The 16,075-nt window shown below is 52.1% G+C and carries 16 protein-coding genes; all 16 read right to left on the bottom strand.

The features are described from left to right. Positions 1-252: 252 nt before the first annotated feature. Positions 253-978: a phosphate signaling complex protein PhoU gene (gene phoU / locus ACJHYD_RS12475; RefSeq protein ID WP_000377785.1), complete on the bottom strand. Its 726-nt coding sequence runs from the start codon at positions 976-978 to the stop codon at positions 253-255. A gap of 14 nt (positions 979-992) precedes the next feature. Next, positions 993-1,766 carry a phosphate ABC transporter ATP-binding protein PstB gene (pstB, locus tag ACJHYD_RS12470; RefSeq protein ID WP_000063125.1) on the bottom strand — a complete coding sequence of 258 codons (774 nt, stop codon included), beginning with the start codon at positions 1,764-1,766 and terminating at the stop codon, positions 993-995. Positions 1,767-1,856: 90 nt separating this feature from the next. Further along, complete coding sequence (gene pstA, locus ACJHYD_RS12465; protein WP_001251991.1) at positions 1,857-2,747, bottom strand: phosphate ABC transporter permease PstA; 891 nt, start codon at positions 2,745-2,747, stop codon at positions 1,857-1,859. Beyond that, entirely contained in the window at positions 2,747-3,706 is a 960-nt protein-coding gene (gene pstC, locus ACJHYD_RS12460) for a phosphate ABC transporter permease PstC (protein WP_000741620.1), read from the bottom strand. The genes pstA and pstC overlap by 1 nt, the downstream gene beginning before the upstream one ends. Before the next feature lie 86 nt (positions 3,707-3,792). Then, complete coding sequence (gene pstS / locus ACJHYD_RS12455) at positions 3,793-4,833, bottom strand: phosphate ABC transporter substrate-binding protein PstS (protein WP_000867161.1); 1,041 nt, start codon at positions 4,831-4,833, stop codon at positions 3,793-3,795. 313 nt (positions 4,834-5,146) lie between these two features. Continuing rightward, positions 5,147-6,976 carry a glutamine--fructose-6-phosphate transaminase (isomerizing) gene (glmS, locus tag ACJHYD_RS12450; protein WP_000334086.1) on the bottom strand — a complete coding sequence of 610 codons (1,830 nt, stop codon included), beginning with the start codon at positions 6,974-6,976 and terminating at the stop codon, positions 5,147-5,149. Positions 6,977-7,137: 161 nt separating this feature from the next. Further along, the gene (gene glmU / locus ACJHYD_RS12445) at positions 7,138-8,508 is read right to left on the bottom strand and encodes a bifunctional UDP-N-acetylglucosamine diphosphorylase/glucosamine-1-phosphate N-acetyltransferase GlmU (RefSeq protein WP_001551936.1); all 1,371 of its coding nucleotides are present in this window, start codon (positions 8,506-8,508) and stop codon (positions 7,138-7,140) included. Positions 8,509-8,860: 352 nt separating this feature from the next. Beyond that, positions 8,861-9,280 carry a F0F1 ATP synthase subunit epsilon gene (locus tag ACJHYD_RS12440; protein WP_001251965.1) on the bottom strand — a complete coding sequence of 140 codons (420 nt, stop codon included), beginning with the start codon at positions 9,278-9,280 and terminating at the stop codon, positions 8,861-8,863. 20 nt (positions 9,281-9,300) lie between these two features. Beyond that, positions 9,301-10,683: a F0F1 ATP synthase subunit beta gene (gene atpD / locus ACJHYD_RS12435; RefSeq protein WP_000190506.1), complete on the bottom strand. Its 1,383-nt coding sequence runs from the start codon at positions 10,681-10,683 to the stop codon at positions 9,301-9,303. Between the two features lie 26 nt (positions 10,684-10,709). Beyond that, positions 10,710-11,573: a F0F1 ATP synthase subunit gamma gene (gene atpG, locus ACJHYD_RS12430; RefSeq protein ID WP_000896498.1), complete on the bottom strand. Its 864-nt coding sequence runs from the start codon at positions 11,571-11,573 to the stop codon at positions 10,710-10,712. A gap of 50 nt (positions 11,574-11,623) precedes the next feature. Beyond that, positions 11,624-13,165, bottom strand: coding sequence for a F0F1 ATP synthase subunit alpha (gene atpA, locus ACJHYD_RS12425; RefSeq protein ID WP_001176745.1), 1,542 nt, complete (start codon positions 13,163-13,165; stop codon positions 11,624-11,626). A gap of 12 nt (positions 13,166-13,177) precedes the next feature. Continuing rightward, on the bottom strand, positions 13,178-13,711 hold the full coding sequence (atpH, locus tag ACJHYD_RS12420) for a F0F1 ATP synthase subunit delta (protein WP_001288587.1): 534 nt from the start codon (positions 13,709-13,711) through the stop codon (positions 13,178-13,180). A gap of 14 nt (positions 13,712-13,725) precedes the next feature. Then, positions 13,726-14,196 (bottom strand): F0F1 ATP synthase subunit B, encoded by a 471-nt coding sequence (atpF, locus tag ACJHYD_RS12415; protein WP_001052219.1) that lies wholly within the window; start codon positions 14,194-14,196, stop codon positions 13,726-13,728. Positions 14,197-14,257: 61 nt separating this feature from the next. Further along, a complete protein-coding gene (gene atpE, locus ACJHYD_RS12410; protein WP_000429386.1) occupies positions 14,258-14,497 on the bottom strand; it encodes a F0F1 ATP synthase subunit C in 240 nt (79 codons plus the stop codon). Between the two features lie 46 nt (positions 14,498-14,543). Beyond that, entirely contained in the window at positions 14,544-15,359 is an 816-nt protein-coding gene (gene atpB, locus ACJHYD_RS12405; RefSeq protein WP_000135618.1) for a F0F1 ATP synthase subunit A, read from the bottom strand. A gap of 8 nt (positions 15,360-15,367) precedes the next feature. Further along, complete coding sequence (gene atpI, locus ACJHYD_RS12400; RefSeq protein WP_000116695.1) at positions 15,368-15,748, bottom strand: F0F1 ATP synthase subunit I; 381 nt, start codon at positions 15,746-15,748, stop codon at positions 15,368-15,370. Positions 15,749-16,075: the final 327 nt, after the last annotated feature.

Here is a 16,075-nt window from a genome sequence, read left to right as displayed (position 1 = left end):
GTTTTCTTTTCCATTTTCTGTGCGGGTAACGATATAAATGAAAGGAATAACAAAAAAAATTTTATAACGGGGCACTACATTAAAAGTAAAATAATTCAAATGAAATAATATATTTGCATTGCACTGGGGAGAGTTTCGAGGTGAGTTTGTGTGGCAATATTTCAGGGAGAAAGTGTATCAGCCCGGTAACTATGTATGACCGGGCTGATTGCCAGATTCGGCGTAAAAGCCTTATCTGACCTACAGTTAGCGTTACTCTTTCGGGTCTTTTCCGGCCAGCAGTTTATCCAGCTCATCACCGCCTACATGACGGAAATCCTGCCCCTTCACGTAGTAGAAGATAAACTCACAAATATTCTGGCAGCGGTCGCCGATACGTTCGATTGAACGCGCACAGAATAGCGCGGTAAGTACGCTCGGAATGGTGCGCGAATCTTCCATCATGTAGGTCATCAGTTGACGAACAATACCTTCGTACTCCTGATCGACTTTTTTATCTTCACGATAAATACGTACCGCTTCGTCAATGTCCATCCGCGCGAACGCGTCCAGCACGTCGTGCAGCATCTGGATGGTATGACGGCCCAGCGACTCCAGACTTACCAGCAACGGCTGATGCTGCTGGGAGAATTTCTCCAGCGCAGTACGGCAGATTTTGTCCGCCACGTCGCCAATACGCTCCAGCTCGGCAATGGTTTTACTGATCACCATAACCAGACGCAGGTCGCTCGCCGTCGGCTGACGTTTGGCGATAATGCGCACGCAGGCTTCATCGATCGCCACTTCCATCATGTTGACGTTCTTGTCGCCTTCGATGACGCGCTTCGCCAGATCGCTGTCCTGGTTATGCATCGCGGTGATTGCATCAGAAAGCTGCTGCTCCACCATGCCGCCCATGGTCATCACCTGCGTGCGGATGCTTTCCAGTTCGGCGTTGAACTGGCCGGAAATATGTTTATTAAGATTGAGACTGTCCATAACGCACTCCTGAATCAACCGTAACGACCGGTGATGTAGTCTTCTGTTTGTTTCTTCGCTGGCTTGGTGAACAGATCGTCCGTGTTGCTGAACTCAATCAATTCGCCCAGGTACATAAACGCCGTGTGGTCGGAACAACGCGCAGCCTGCTGCATGTTGTGGGTGACGATCACCACGGTGTAATCCTGCTTCAGTTCGGTGATCAGCTCTTCAATACGCCCGGTAGAGATGGGGTCGAGTGCCGAACACGGTTCGTCGAGCAGCAGCACTTCCGGGCGAATGGCGATACCACGCGCAATGCACAGACGCTGTTGCTGACCACCAGAGAGAGAGTAACCGCTCTGATGCAATTTATCTTTGGTTTCGTTCCACAATGCGGCTTTGGTCAATGCCCACTGCACGCGCTCGTCCATGTCGGCACGGGAGAGCTTCTCAAACAGACGCACACCAAAGGCGATGTTGTCGTAGATGGACATCGGGAACGGCGTCGGTTTCTGGAACACCATGCCCACTTTCGCACGCAGCAGGGCGATATCCTGAGAGTTGGTCAGGATGTTGTCGCCATCGAGCAGAATTTCACCTTCCGCACGCTGTTCCGGGTACAGTTCAAACATTTTATTGAAGGTACGCAGCAGCGTCGATTTACCGCAGCCGGACGGCCCGATAAACGCCGTTACCTGGTTTTTAGCGATATCCAGGTTGATGTTTTTCAGGGCATGGAATTTGCCGTAGTAGAAGTTCAAATTACGAACCTGAATTTTACTCGGGGCAGTTTCAACCATACTCATTGCAATCTTTTCCTCATCGTGCCTGATGCACTTCGCTAATCAGGCTTACCGTAGGCCGGATCAGGCGTTCACGCCGCATCCGGCAAAGTGTTAACCGTGTTTATTCTTCGCAAAAACAACGCGCGCCAGAATGTTCAGCAGCAGGACGCACAGGGTAATGATCAATACCCCGGCCCAGGCCAGTTGCTGCCATTCCGCAAACGGACTCATCGCAAACTTAAAGATCGTCACCGGCAGGTTGGCGATCGGCTGCATCATGTCCGTGCTCCAGAACTGGTTGGAGAGCGCGGTAAACAGCAGCGGCGCGGTTTCACCGGCAATACGGGCAATCGCCAGCAGGATACCGGTCATAATCCCGGACACCGACGCTTTCAGCGTAATCGCGGAGATCATCTTCCACTTCGGCGTACCCAGCGCATAAGCCGCTTCACGCAGGCTGTCCGGCACCAGTTTCAGCATGTTCTCGGTGGTGCGGATAACAATCGGCACCTGCAACAGCGCCAGCGCAATCACGCCCGCCCAGCCGGAGAAGTGCTCCATCTGCGCCACCACGATGGTGTAAACAAACAGACCAACTACAATCGACGGTGCGGAGAGCAGAATGTCGTTAATAAAGCGAATCACTTCTGCCAGCCAGGATTTACGACCATATTCCGCCAGATAAATCCCCGCCATAATGCCCAGCGGCGTACCGAATACCGTGGCCCACAAAATTAACAGCCCGCTACCCGCCAGGGCGTTCGCCAGACCACCGCCTTCCGTATTGGGCGGCGGCGTCATTTCAGTGAACAGCGCCAGCGACATACCATCGATACCGCGAGTGATGGTGGACATTAAAATCCAGATCAGCCAGAACAGGCCGAAGGCCATCGTCGCCATTGAGAGCGTCAGCGCAATACGGTTTTTGAGGCGACGACGCGCCTGCATTTTGCGGCGAGATTCAGCCAGCGCCGCAGTGGTTTGCATTTCAACCATAGCCATTAGCGTGCCCCCTCATTCTTAGCCAGGCGCATAATCATAAACTTCGATGCGGCGAGGACGATGAAGGTAATCACAAACAGGATCAGGCCCAGTTCCATCAGTGCGGCAACGTGCAGACCGGATTCCGCTTCGGCAAATTCGTTCGCCAGCGCAGAGGTGATACTGTTGCCCGGCATGTACAGCGAGGCGCTGTCGAGCTGATAGGTGTTACCGATGATAAAGGTCACCGCCATGGTTTCACCGAGCGCACGCCCCAGCCCCAGCATGATGCCGCCGATAACCCCATTTTTGGTGAACGGAAGAACGATACGCCAGATAACTTCCCAGGTGGTGCAGCCAATACCGTAGGCCGACTCTTTCATCATCACCGGGGTTTGTTCGAACACATCGCGCATTACCGCCGCAATGTACGGAATAATCATGATGGCGAGGATCACGCCTGCCGCAAGGATACCGATACCAAATGCGGGGCCAGAGAACAGCGCGCCGACAATCGGGATGTTCGACATGATATTGCCGACCGGCTCCTGGAAGTAAACGGCGAACAGCGGCGCAAAGATAAACAGGCCCCACATGCCGTAAACGATACTTGGAATGGCAGCCAGCAGCTCAATGGCGATACCCAGCGGGCGTTTCAGCCAGCCAGGCGCAAGCTCGGTCAGGAACAGGGCGATACCAAAACTCACCGGAACGGCAATCAGCAGCGCGATAAACGAGGTCACCAGCGTACCGTAGATCGGCACCAGCGCCCCGTAGATATCGTTCGGCGCATCCCACTCTTTGGTCCACAGGAAAGCCAGACCAAATTTCTGAATGCTCGGCCAGGAGGAGATGATCAGAGAGACAATAATGCCACCCAACATCAATAGCACAATCAGCGCCGCCAGTTTTACTAGCACGCTGAAAATTATGTCGCCCTTTTTACCCGGTGGGTTAAAAGCAGGCTTGGTTGCAGCCATAAGTTACTCTTCAGTTAAACGCGTTTACAAAGTCATTTTGTAATGCCGGATGCGGCGTAAAACACCGTACCCGGCCTGGAGTTTTATTAGTACAGCGGCTTGCCGCTACTGTCTTTAATATTGGTCTTCCACGCAGCGCGAACCTGCTCAACTACGCTATCCGGCAGGCTGGCATAATCCAGGTCGTTCGCCTGTTTAGCCCCAGTTTTGTATGCCCAGTCGAAGAACTTCAGCACTTCGGTGCCTTGTTCTGGTTTCTTCTGATCTTTATGGATCAGAATGAACGTGGTAGAGGTAATAGGCCATGCATCTTCGCCTTTCTGGTTGGTCAGATCCTGAGCGAATGTTTTGCTCCAGTCTGCGCCTTTTGCAGCGTTAGCGAAGTTTTCTTCGGTCGGCAAAACAGGTTTACCATCAGCGGAGATCAGTTTGGTGTACGCCAGGTTGTTCTGCTTCGCGTAAGCATATTCAACGTAACCAATTGCACCTGGCAGACGCTGAACGAACGCGGCGATACCGTCGTTACCTTTACCGCCCAGACCAATCGGCCATTTTACGGTAGAGCCCGTACCAACGTTGTTTTTCCACTCTTCGTTCACTTTCGCCAGGTAGCTGGTGAAGACGAAGGACGTCCCGGAGCCATCTGCGCGGCGTACTACAGCAATGTTCTGTGACGGCAGTTTTAAGCCTGGATTCAGTTTGGTGATGGCTTCATCATCCCACTTCTTGATTTTGCCGAGGTAGATGTCACCAAGGGTTTTACCATCCAGCACCAGCTCGCCAGACTTCAACCCTGGAATGTTAACCGCCAGTACCACGCCGCCAATCACGGTCGGGAACTGGAACAAACCTTCCTGAGCCAGTTTTTCGTCAGACAGCGGCGCGTCAGAGGCACCGAAATCAACGGTATTTGCGATAATCTGTTTTACGCCACCGGAAGAACCGATACCCTGGTAGTTAACTTTATTACCGGTTTCTTTCTGGTAAGTGTCAGCCCATTTGGCATACACCGGCGCAGGGAAGGTTGCACCTGCACCTGTCAGGCTTGCTTCTGCAAACACAGAGAAAGCACTCATCGATAAGGTCGCGGCGACAACAGTTGCGACGGTGGTACGCATAACTTTCATAATGTCTCCTGGGAGGATTCATAAAGCATTGTTTGTTGGCTACGAGAAGCAAAATAGGACAAACAGGTGACAGTTATATGTAAGGTTTATGACAGTTTTATGACAGAGAGAGAAAGTCTTTAGTCTGATTTAAATAAGCGTTGATATTCAGTTAATTACAAATATTAATAACGAAGAGATGACAGAAAAATTTTCATTCTGTGACAGAGAAAAAGTAGCCGAAGATGACGGTTTGTCACATGGAGTTGGCAGGATTTTTGATTAAAAACATAACAGGAAGAAAAATGCCCCGCTTACGCAGGGCATCCATTTATTACTCAACCGTAACCGATTTCGCCAGGTTACGCGGCTGGTCAACGTCGGTGCCTTTGATCAGCGCAACGTGGTAAGCCAGCAGCTGCAGCGGAACGGTGTAGAAGATCGGTGCAATCACCTCTTCCACATGCGGCATCTCGATGATGTGCATGTTATCGCTACTTACAAAACCCGCATCCTGATCGGCGAAGACATACAACTGACCGCCACGCGCGCGAACTTCTTCAATGTTGGATTTCAGTTTTTCCAGCAATTCGTTGTTCGGTGCAACGACGATAACCGGCATATCGGCATCAATCAGCGCCAGCGGACCGTGTTTCAGTTCGCCTGCAGCGTAGGCTTCAGCGTGAATGTAAGAGATCTCTTTCAGCTTCAATGCGCCTTCCAGCGCGATTGGGTACTGATCGCCACGGCCCAGGAACAGCGCGTGATGTTTGTCAGAGAAATCTTCTGCCAGTGCTTCAATGCGTTTATCCTGAGACAGCATCTGCTCAATACGGCTCGGTAGCGCCTGCAGACCATGCACGATGTCATGTTCAATGGAGGCATCCAGACCTTTCAGACGAGACAGCTTCGCCACCAGCATCAACAGCACGGTTAACTGGGTGGTGAATGCTTTAGTGGACGCCACGCCGATTTCTGTACCCGCGTTGGTCATTAGCGCCAGATCGGATTCGCGTACCAGCGAAGAACCCGGAACGTTACAGATTGCCAGTGAACCAAGGTAACCCAGCTCTTTCGACAGACGCAGGCCAGCCAGGGTATCCGCGGTTTCGCCAGACTGTGACAAGGTGATCATCAGGCTGTTACGACGCACGGCAGATTTGCGATAGCGGAATTCAGAGGCGATTTCGACGTCGCACGGAATACCTGCCAGCGATTCAAACCAGTAGCGGGAAACCATACCGGAGTTATAAGAAGTACCACAGGCGAGGATCTGAATATGCTCAACCTTCGACAGCAGTTCGTCGGCGTTCGGTCCCAGCTCGCTTAAATCAACCTGACCGTGGCTGATGCGCCCGGTAAGGGTGTTTTTGATCGCGTTCGGCTGTTCGTAGATCTCTTTCTGCATGTAGTGGCGGTAAATACCTTTATCGCCCGCGTCATATTGCAGATTGGATTCGATATCCTGACGTTTTACTTCCGCGCCAGTTTTATCGAAGATGTTTACCGAACGGCGAGTGATTTCCGCAATATCGCCCTCTTCAAGGAAGATAAAGCGACGAGTCACTGGCAACAGCGCCAGCTGGTCAGAAGCGATAAAGTTTTCGCCCATACCCAGGCCAATCACCAGCGGACTACCAGAACGTGCCGCCAGCAGGGTATCCGGATGACGGGAGTCCATGATCACTGTACCGTACGCACCACGCAGTTGCGGGATAGCACGCAGAACAGCCTCACGCAGAGTACCGCCTTGTTTCAACTCCCAGTTCACCAGATGGGCAATCACTTCGGTGTCGGTTTCAGAAACGAAGGTATAGCCACGCGCTTTTAACTCTTCACGCAGCGGTTCATGGTTTTCGATGATGCCGTTATGCACCACCACAATGTGTTCAGAAACATGCGGATGCGCGTTAGCTTCTGAAGGTTCACCGTGGGTCGCCCAGCGAGTATGAGCAATACCGGTGCCGCCATGCAGAGGATGTTCTTCCGCTGCCTGAGCCAGCATCTGGACTTTACCGAGGCGACGCAGGCGGGTCATATGACCTTCTGCATCAACAACGGCCAGACCGGCAGAGTCATATCCGCGGTATTCAAGACGACGTAAACCTTCAAGAAGGATTTCTGCTACATCACGTTGCGCGATCGCGCCAACAATTCCACACATAGTTTTTGATTCCGATTTATATCGTTGTCGGTCAACCTGTATGCCCGTTTTTTCGGGCACCCCGAGCCTTGTAGAGAGTGGGGTTATTTTTATAGTTACTGCTTGTGGGCGGGAGATTATGTTATCTCCTCATCCCATATGACCGTATTACCCGGCCAGAATTACTTTTTCTTTACCGGACGACGCCAGCCTTCTTTTTGAGTCTGCGGCACACGGCTGATCGCCAGGGCGTTTTCGCCGACATTACGCGTCACAGTTGTACCCGCAGCAATGGTCGCGCCTTTGCCTACTGTTACCGGGGCCACCAGCTGAGTGTCGGAACCGACAAACACATCGTCACCGATAATGGTCTTAAATTTATTCGCACCATCGTAGTTGCAGGTAATGGTTCCCGCGCCGATGTTAACGTTATCGCCAATTTCCGCATCGCCCAGGTAAGTCAGATGACCAGCTTTCGAGCCTTTACCCAGACGCGCTTTTTTCATCTCAACGAAGTTACCGACGTGTGCACCTTCCAGCAACTCAGCACCAGGACGCAGACGGGCAAACGGGCCAATGGTACAGGCCGCTGCCAGATTCGCATCTTCCACAACGGTATACGGGCTAATTTCGCAATCATCGCCAATCACGCTGTTTTTAATCACGCAACCGGTGCCGATTTTCACGCGATGACCGAGAGTCACGTTGCCCTCGATGATAACGTTAGTATCAATTTCAACATCGCGCCCGTGAGTAAGCGTACCGCGCAGATCAAAACGCGCCGGATCGCGCAGCATAACGCCTGCTAACAGCAGTTTATCAGCCTGTTCGGACTGGTAAACGCGCTCCAGTCGGGAGAGTTGCAGGCGGTTATTCACGCCTTCTACTTCGCTTAAACGTTGCGGATGAACGGCGACGATTTCACGCCCTTCCTGATACGCCAGCGCAATAATGTCGGTGATGTAGTATTCACCCTGAGCGTTATTGTTGGTCAGCTTCGCCAGCCAGCGTTTCATATCTGCGCCGTTGGCAATCAGAATGCCGGTGTTGATCTCCTGAATCTGACGCTGCTCGTCGGTGGCGTCTTTGTGCTCAACAATGCCGGTAACTTTGCCGTTTTCACGGGTGATACGTCCATAACCGGTCGGATCATCCAGTTTTACCGTCAGCAGACCAATGCCACCCTGCGGTTTAGCATCACGCAGGCGCTGGAGTGTTTCGACAGAGATCAGCGGCACGTCGCCGTAGAGCATTAAAATGTCTTCATCATCGGCAAAGAAAGGTGCGGCCTGCTGCATCGCATGACCTGTACCCAGCTGTTCTGCCTGAAGCACCCAGTTCAGGTTGTCATCTTTCAGCGCCTGTTTAAGCAGATCGCCGCCGTGACCGTACACCAGGTGAACGTGCGCCGCGCCTAATTCATTCGCAGCATCAATGACATGCTGAACCATCGCTTTCCCGGCAAGGGTATGCAGCACTTTCGGAAGATCGGAATACATGCGCGTGCCTTTGCCTGCGGCAAGGATCACTACGCTCATAGCATTATTCAACATACGCGTCCTGACTGTAATTTGAGAACGAATTTAAACCGCTTCACCTTGAAAAAACTACATTTTTTTCATCGTGAAATGGACAGAGGATAAATTGTTCAATAACGGATTATCCCCGCTGACGAAAGTGCCATTTTCGACCATCGTCACGCCTTTTGTCTGCAGAAAATTAAGGCAGTACCTTCATTTAAGCGTCAGGTGGATGTTTTTGCTCTTATTTCGATCAATGAATAAACGGGAAAACAGGGTGTTTTATATCAGCAGGATCTATGTGAACGCTCTTCAGGACGGGTCAATACGCGTAAAAAAAAGCCAGCCTGTTACCAGACTGGCTTTTGTGCTTTTCAAGCCGGTGTTACATCGCTTTTTTGGTCAACTCGATAACGCGCAGCTGCGCGATCGCTTTGGCCAGTTCCGCAGACGCCTGAGCGTAATCTACGTCGCCGTGAGAGCTGCTAATGTGCTCTTCAGCCTTACGTTTCGCTTCCATGGCTCGCGCTTCGTCGAGATCCTGGCCGCGAATTGCGGTGTCGGCCAGAACGGTCACGTTGCCAGGCTGCACTTCAAGAATGCCGCCAGACAGATAGATAAACTCTTCGTGACCGTGCTGTTTCACGATGCGAATCATACCAGGCTTAATGGCGGTGAGCAGCGGTGCGTGGCCAGGGTAGATCCCCAGTTCACCTTCGCTACCCGTTACCTGGATTTTCTCGACCAGACCAGAGAACATTTGTTGCTCTGCACTGACGACGTCCAGGTGGTAAGTCATTGCCATATCACCCTCCGATTAAGGCGTTAAAGTTTTTTGGCTTTTTCCACAGCTTCTTCGATGGAACCGACCATGTAGAACGCCTGCTCCGGCAGGTGATCGTATTCGCCTTCCATGATGCCTTTAAAGCCACGGATGGTGTCTTTCAGGGAGACGTATTTACCCGGAGAACCGGTGAATACTTCTGCCACGAAGAACGGCTGGGACAGGAAGCGCTGGATCTTACGAGCACGCGCTACCACCAGTTTGTCTTCTTCAGACAGTTCATCCATACCCAGGATGGCGATGATGTCTTTCAGTTCCTGATAACGTTGCAGGATGGACTGAACGCCACGCGCGGTGTCGTAGTGTTCCTGACCAACCACCAGCGGGTCCAGCTGACGGCTGGTGGAGTCCAGCGGGTCAACGGCCGGGTAGATACCCAGAGACGCGATCTGACGGCTCAGTACCACGGTTGCGTCAAGGTGCGCAAAGGTGGTTGCCGGAGACGGGTCAGTCAAGTCATCCGCAGGTACGTATACCGCCTGTACGGAGGTGATAGAACCAGTTTTGGTGGAGGTGATACGTTCCTGCAGAACGCCCATCTCTTCCGCCAGGGTCGGCTGATAACCTACCGCTGAAGGCATACGGCCCAGCAGTGCGGATACTTCCGTACCGGCCAGGGTGTAACGATAGATGTTGTCAACGAACAGCAGAACGTCACGACCTTCGTCACGGAATTTCTCAGCCATGGTCAGACCGGTCAGAGCAACGCGCAGACGGTTTCCCGGCGGCTCGTTCATCTGGCCATACACCAGGGATACTTTGTCGATAACGTTGGAGTCGGTCATTTCGTGGTAGAAGTCGTTACCCTCACGAGTACGTTCACCTACGCCCGCAAACACAGAGTAACCGGAGTGCTCGATCGCGATGTTACGAATAAGCTCCATCATGTTTACGGTTTTACCTACGCCCGCACCACCGAACAGACCAACTTTACCGCCCTTAGCGAACGGACACATCAGGTCGATAACTTTGATACCGGTTTCCAGCAGTTCCTGAGAGTTTGACAGCTCTTCGTAGGAAGGTGCTGCGCGGTGAATCGCCCAACGCTCTTCTTCACCGATCTCGCCTTTCATGTCGACCGGTTCACCCAGTACGTTCATGATACGGCCCAGAGTCGCTTTACCTACCGGGACTTCGATCGGGTGTTCGAGGTCTTTTACATCCAGACCGCGACGCAGACCGTCGGAGGAACCCATTGCGATGGTACGCACGATACCGCCGCCGAGCTGCTGCTGAACTTCCAGCACCAGACGCTCATTACCATTTTGCACCTCAAGAGCATCGTACACGCGCGGTACGGCATCCTGAGGGAATTCGACGTCAACTACGGCGCCGATTACCTGGACAATCTTTCCAGTAGCCATCTTAAATCCTCTACGAAATAACCTGTTTAAACCGCGGCGGCCCCCGAGACGATCTCGGTGAGTTCCTGAGTAATGCTGGCCTGACGAGCTTTGTTGTATACCAACTGCAGCTCTTTAATCAGGCTGCCGCCATTGTCGGTCGCGGCTTTCATCGCCACCATACGGGCGGCCTGCTCGCTGGCCAGGTTTTCAACCACGCCCTGATAAACCTGAGATTCGACATAACGACGCAGCAGGGTATCCAGCAACGCCTTCGGATCGGGTTCGTACAGGTAATCCCAGGATTTGTGTTTCAGATCATCATCATCTGATGCCGGTAACGGCAGCAGCTGGCTGATGGTCGGAACCTGAGACATGGTGTTAATAAATTTGTTGCTGACAATGTAAAGCTTGTCCAGACGGCCTTCGTCGTAGGCCTGCAACATCACTTTTACCGGACCGATCAGTTCGGACAGGGAAGGGTTATCCCCCATGCCAGTGACCTGGGCAACAACATTGCCGCCCACGGAGTTGAAGAACGACACGCCTTTCGAGCCGATCATTGCGAGGTCGCATTGAACGCCTTTGTCGGTCCAGGTCTTCATTTCCGCCAGCAGTTTTTTGAACAGGTTAATGTTCAAACCACCGCACAAACCACGGTCGGTCGACACCACCAGGTAGCCCACGCGTTTAACGTCGCGGTCTTCCAGGTAAGGGTGCTTATATTCCAGATTACCGTGTGCAAGGTGACCAATCACTTTGCGCATGGTTTCTGCATAAGGACGGCTGGCCGCCATGCGATCCTGCGATTTACGCATTTTGGAAGCGGCGACCATCTCCATCGCTTTAGTGATCTTTTGCGTGTTCTGGACGCTTGCGATCTTACTACGTATCTCTTTTGCGCCGGCCATGAGCTTCTCCTCAATGCCTTGCGGCCTGCCCTAAGGCAAGCCGCCAGACGTTACCAGGATTGGGTTGCTTTGAAGGAATCGAGGATGCCTTTCAGCTTGCCTTCGATTTCGTCGTTGTAGCCACCGGTCTGGTTGATCTCTTGCATCAACGGAGCGTGATCACGGTCGACGTAAGCCAGCAGAGCGGCTTCGAAGCTGCCGATTTTCGACAGTTCAACATCCGCCAGGTAACCACGTTCTGCTGCGAACAGAACCAGAGACTGTTGCGCTACGGACATCGGCGCATACTGTTTCTGTTTCAGCAGTTCGGTCACTTTCTGACCGTGGTCAAGCTGCTTACGTGTTGCATCGTCAAGGTCGGATGCAAACTGAGAGAACGCTGCCAGTTCACGATACTGTGCCAGAGCGGTACGGATACCACCGGACAGTTTTTTCATGATCTTGGTCTGTGCTGCACCACCAACACGGGATACGGAAATACCCGGGTTAACCGCAGGACGAATACCGGCGTTGAACAGGTTGGTTTCCAGGAAGATCTGACCATCGGTAATGGAGATTACGTTGGTTGGAACGAACGCAGAAACGTCACCCGCCTGAGTTTCGATAATCGGCAGCGCAGTCAGAGAACCGGTTTTCCCTTTCACTTCACCTTTGGTGAAGGCTTCAACGTATTCGGCGTTAACACGCGCAGCACGCTCCAGTAGACGAGAGTGGAGGTAGAATACGTCGCCCGGGAATGCTTCACGTCCTGGCGGACGACGGAGCAGCAGGGAGATCTGACGGTAAGCAACAGCCTGTTTAGACAGGTCATCGTAAATGATCAGCGCATCTTCACCGCGGTCACGGAAGTATTCGCCCATTGCGCAACCAGCGTACGGTGCCAGGTATTGCAGTGCAGCGGATTCAGACGCGGTTGCTACCACAACGATGGTGTTAGCCAGTGCGCCGTGCTCTTCCAGTTTACGTACCACGTTAGAAATGGTGGACGCTTTCTGGCCGATAGCGACATAGATACATTTGATACCGGAATCGCGCTGGTTGATGATGGCATCGATAGCCAATGCGGTTTTACCGGTCTGACGGTCACCGATGATCAATTCACGCTGACCACGACCGATTGGGATCATGGAGTCAACGGCTTTATAACCGGTCTGTACCGGCTGATCTACGGACTGACGTTCGATAACGCCCGGAGCGATTGCTTCTACAGCAGAGAAGCCGTCGTGATCCAGCGGACCTTTACCGTCGATTGGTGCACCCAGAGTGTTAACCACACGGCCCAGCAGGCCACGGCCAACCGGAACTTCCAGGATACGGCCAGTACACTTAACTTTCATGCCTTCGGCAAGGTCAGCGTACGGACCCATAACAACCGCACCTACAGAGTCGCGCTCGAGGTTCAGTGCGATAGCGTAACGGTTACCCGGCAGGGAGATCATTTCACCCTGCATACAATCGGCCAGGCCGTGAATGCGGATAACACCGTCACTTACAGAAACAATAGTACCTTCGTTGTGAGCTTCACTCACAACATTGAACTGAGCAATGCGCTGCTTGATCAGTTCGCTGATTTCGGTGGAATTCAGTTGCATGCTCCAGTCCCCTTAAGACTGCAAGACGTCTGCAAGGCGCTCAAGACGACCGCGTACGCTGCCATCAATGACCATATCACCCGCTCGGATGATAACGCCTGCCATTACAGACTTATCGATTTTGCAATTCAGCTTAACTTTGCGTGACAGACGTTTTTCCATCGCAGCAGAAATTTTCGCGAGCTGTTGTTCACTCAGTGCGGCAGCGGAAATGACGTCTACCTCAGCGGTAGCCTCACTCACGGCACGCAGGTGAATAAACTGCTCCAGAACATCCGGGAGCGCGTTAAGACGACCATTTTCAGCCATTACCCGAATCAGGTTCTGACCGTTTTCGTCCAGTTGCTCACCACAAACTGCGATAAACGACTCGGCGAGCGTTTCTGGCGCAAGCGCGCCAGAGAGAAGCTCTGCCATTTGTTCGTTTTTGGTTACCTCGGCGGCAAACGCCAGCATGTCCTGCCAGCGTTCTACACTTTGGTGTTCGACGGCAAAGTCAAAAGCTGCTTTGGCGTAGGGGCGAGCTACCGTAATAAATTCAGACATCAGCCCCTCCCTCCTTACAGTTCAGCGACAAGTTTATCCACGATGTCGCTGTTAGCAGCTTCATCCACGGAACGTTCGATGATCTTCTCGGCGCCAGCAACAGCCAGGATAGCAACTTGCTTACGCAGCTCTTCACGGGCACGTTTACGCTCGGCTTCAATTTCCGCCTGCGCCTGGGCCACGATTTTAGTACGTTCCTGTTCTGCCTCAGCTTTCGCTTCGTCCAGAATCTGCGAGCGGCGTTTGTTAGCCTGCTCGATGATTACCTGGGCTTCCGCTTTCGCTTTTTTCAGCTGGTCGGTCGCGCTGGCCTTTGCAAGGTCAAGGTCCTTATGTGCTCGTTCTGCGGAAGCAAGACCGTCAGCAATTTCTTTTTGACGTTTTTCGATGGCTGCCATTAATGGCGGCCATACGTACTTCATGCAGAACAGAACGAACAGGACAAACGCGATGGCCTGGCCGAGGATTGTTGCGTTAAGATTCACAGCACAATGCCTCTATTTAGTTAACGTTCTGATATTGCTCTTTAAATAAAAGCAACGCTTACTACGCGACAGCGAACATCACGTACAGACCCAGACCTACAGCGATCATCGGGATAGCATCCACCAGACCCATAACGATAAAGAACTGAGTACGCAGCAGAGGAATCAGATCAGGTTGACGCGCTGCGCCTTCCAGGAATTTACCCCCGAGGATGCCGATACCGATCGCAGCACCGATTGCCGCCAGACCCATCATCACAGCGGCAGCCATGTACAGCAGATCCATATTCAGGTTTTCCATGACAGTCTCCAGTTTGTTTCAGTTAAAACGTAGTAGTGTTGGTAAATTAATGTTCTTCAGACGCCATCGACAGATAGACGATCGTCAGAACCATGAAGATGAAGGCTTGCAGCGTAATGATCAGGATGTGGAAAATGGCCCACGGCACATTCAGAATCCACTGTGACCACCACGGCAACAGACCAGCAATCAGAATGAAAATCAGCTCACCGGCATACATGTTACCGAACAGTCGCAAACCGAGTGAAACTGGTTTGGACAGCAGGCTTACCCCTTCAAGGATTAAGTTGACAGGAATGAACGCCCAGTGATTGAACGGCTGCAGCGTCAACTCTTTCGTGAAGCCGCCGATGCCTTTCATTTTGATGCTGTAGAACAGAATCAGGATAAATACACCCAGTGCCATAGACAGCGTTACGTTCACGTCCGCAGACGGAACCACACGCAGTGCAGGCAGACCCAGTACATGTTCAGCAATGTACGGCAGCAGGTCGATAGGCAGTAAATCCATCAGGTTCATCAGGAATACCCAGACGAAGATCGTCAGGGCCAGCGGAGCAATCAGCTTGCTTTTGCCATGGTACATGTCTTTCACGCTACCATTAACAAAGCCGATCACCAGCTCAATCGCGGTCTGAAACTTACCTGGCACACCGCTGGTCGCCTTTTTGGCTACGCTACGGAATAAAACCAGGAACAACAGACCCAGCACCACCGAGAAGAACATGGAGTCAATATTGATTGTCCAGAAGGTGGCTGGGGGGTTATGTGGATCCACCAGCGAGAATGTACGCAGGTCCAGCTGAAGGTTGTTCAGGTGGTGTCCTATGTAATCCTGCGGCGTCATATTTTCTGAAGCCATGATGCCTTTTACCCTTTGTTGTTAATTACAGCCGGTGCCAGTATCTGAACCACCAGCACCAAAACCCACGTAACGATCAGCGGCAAGAATACCGCCTTTAAAACCGCCAACGCCACCACCAGTAACACCAACATCGCCAGAACTTTGAAAGCTTCGCCAAATGCGAATGTCCAGGCCACCCGGCCTTTCGCTGGTGTATGCGCCTGGTGACGCCAGGCAAATATCATAAACAAAACGTTAGGCAGAAAGACTGCCAGGCCCCCGCTTATTGCAGAGACGCCCCAGAAGGGGTCTTTGAGGCTGAACAGCAATCCACTTGCTATCACCACCAGTAACTGAACGAGCAGAAGCTTCCGAGCAACGTTTCGACTCACGAGCGACACAGACATCACGTTTTTCACTCCTGCTCCCTTCGAGGTATGCCGCGTGTCGTATAAAACTTTCTTTAAGGCTTAGAGTCAAGCATCAAAAAGCGGTCAAATTATACGGTGCGCCCCCGTGATTTCAAACAATAAGTAGCCAAAAGGTGAATAAATGTTTAAATATTTTTCCAGTGCATACAATTGCGACTTTTCTGCAAACCCTGTTCGATCATGAAAAACTGTAAATAACGCGTAAACACTGGTGATAAAGCGTGCTTCAGATCACATATTGAGCATGTTCGCGCACAGCATATTTATTTACTTGGCAAATGATGCCTTTGCAAGTTTATGATA

It is taken from the genome of Escherichia sp. WS1368 (assembly GCF_046487485.1).
Lineage (GTDB): Bacteria > Pseudomonadota > Gammaproteobacteria > Enterobacterales > Enterobacteriaceae > Escherichia > Escherichia coli.
Note: the sequence above shows the minus strand (reverse complement) of the source record. Positions and strands in the feature narration are given on the sequence as shown.

Coding starts and splice junctions, on each gene's coding strand:
- phoU (WP_000377785.1), bottom strand. CDS start 978: ATGGACAGTCTCAATCTTAATAAACATATTTCCGGCCAGTTCAACGCC.
- pstB (WP_000063125.1), bottom strand. CDS start 1,766: ATGAGTATGGTTGAAACTGCCCCGAGTAAAATTCAGGTTCGTAATTTG.
- pstA (WP_001251991.1), bottom strand. CDS start 2,747: ATGGCTATGGTTGAAATGCAAACCACTGCGGCGCTGGCTGAATCTCGC.
- pstC (WP_000741620.1), bottom strand. CDS start 3,706: ATGGCTGCAACCAAGCCTGCTTTTAACCCACCGGGTAAAAAGGGCGAC.
- pstS (WP_000867161.1), bottom strand. CDS start 4,833: ATGAAAGTTATGCGTACCACCGTCGCAACTGTTGTCGCCGCGACCTTA.
- glmS (WP_000334086.1), bottom strand. CDS start 6,976: ATGTGTGGAATTGTTGGCGCGATCGCGCAACGTGATGTAGCAGAAATC.
- glmU (WP_001551936.1), bottom strand. CDS start 8,508: ATGTTGAATAATGCTATGAGCGTAGTGATCCTTGCCGCAGGCAAAGGC.
- ACJHYD_RS12440 (WP_001251965.1), bottom strand. CDS start 9,280: ATGGCAATGACTTACCACCTGGACGTCGTCAGTGCAGAGCAACAAATG.
- atpD (WP_000190506.1), bottom strand. CDS start 10,683: ATGGCTACTGGAAAGATTGTCCAGGTAATCGGCGCCGTAGTTGACGTC.
- atpG (WP_000896498.1), bottom strand. CDS start 11,573: ATGGCCGGCGCAAAAGAGATACGTAGTAAGATCGCAAGCGTCCAGAAC.
- atpA (WP_001176745.1), bottom strand. CDS start 13,165: ATGCAACTGAATTCCACCGAAATCAGCGAACTGATCAAGCAGCGCATT.
- atpH (WP_001288587.1), bottom strand. CDS start 13,711: ATGTCTGAATTTATTACGGTAGCTCGCCCCTACGCCAAAGCAGCTTTT.
- atpE (WP_000429386.1), bottom strand. CDS start 14,497: ATGGAAAACCTGAATATGGATCTGCTGTACATGGCTGCCGCTGTGATG.
- atpB (WP_000135618.1), bottom strand. CDS start 15,359: ATGGCTTCAGAAAATATGACGCCGCAGGATTACATAGGACACCACCTG.
- atpI (WP_000116695.1), bottom strand. CDS start 15,748: ATGTCTGTGTCGCTCGTGAGTCGAAACGTTGCTCGGAAGCTTCTGCTC.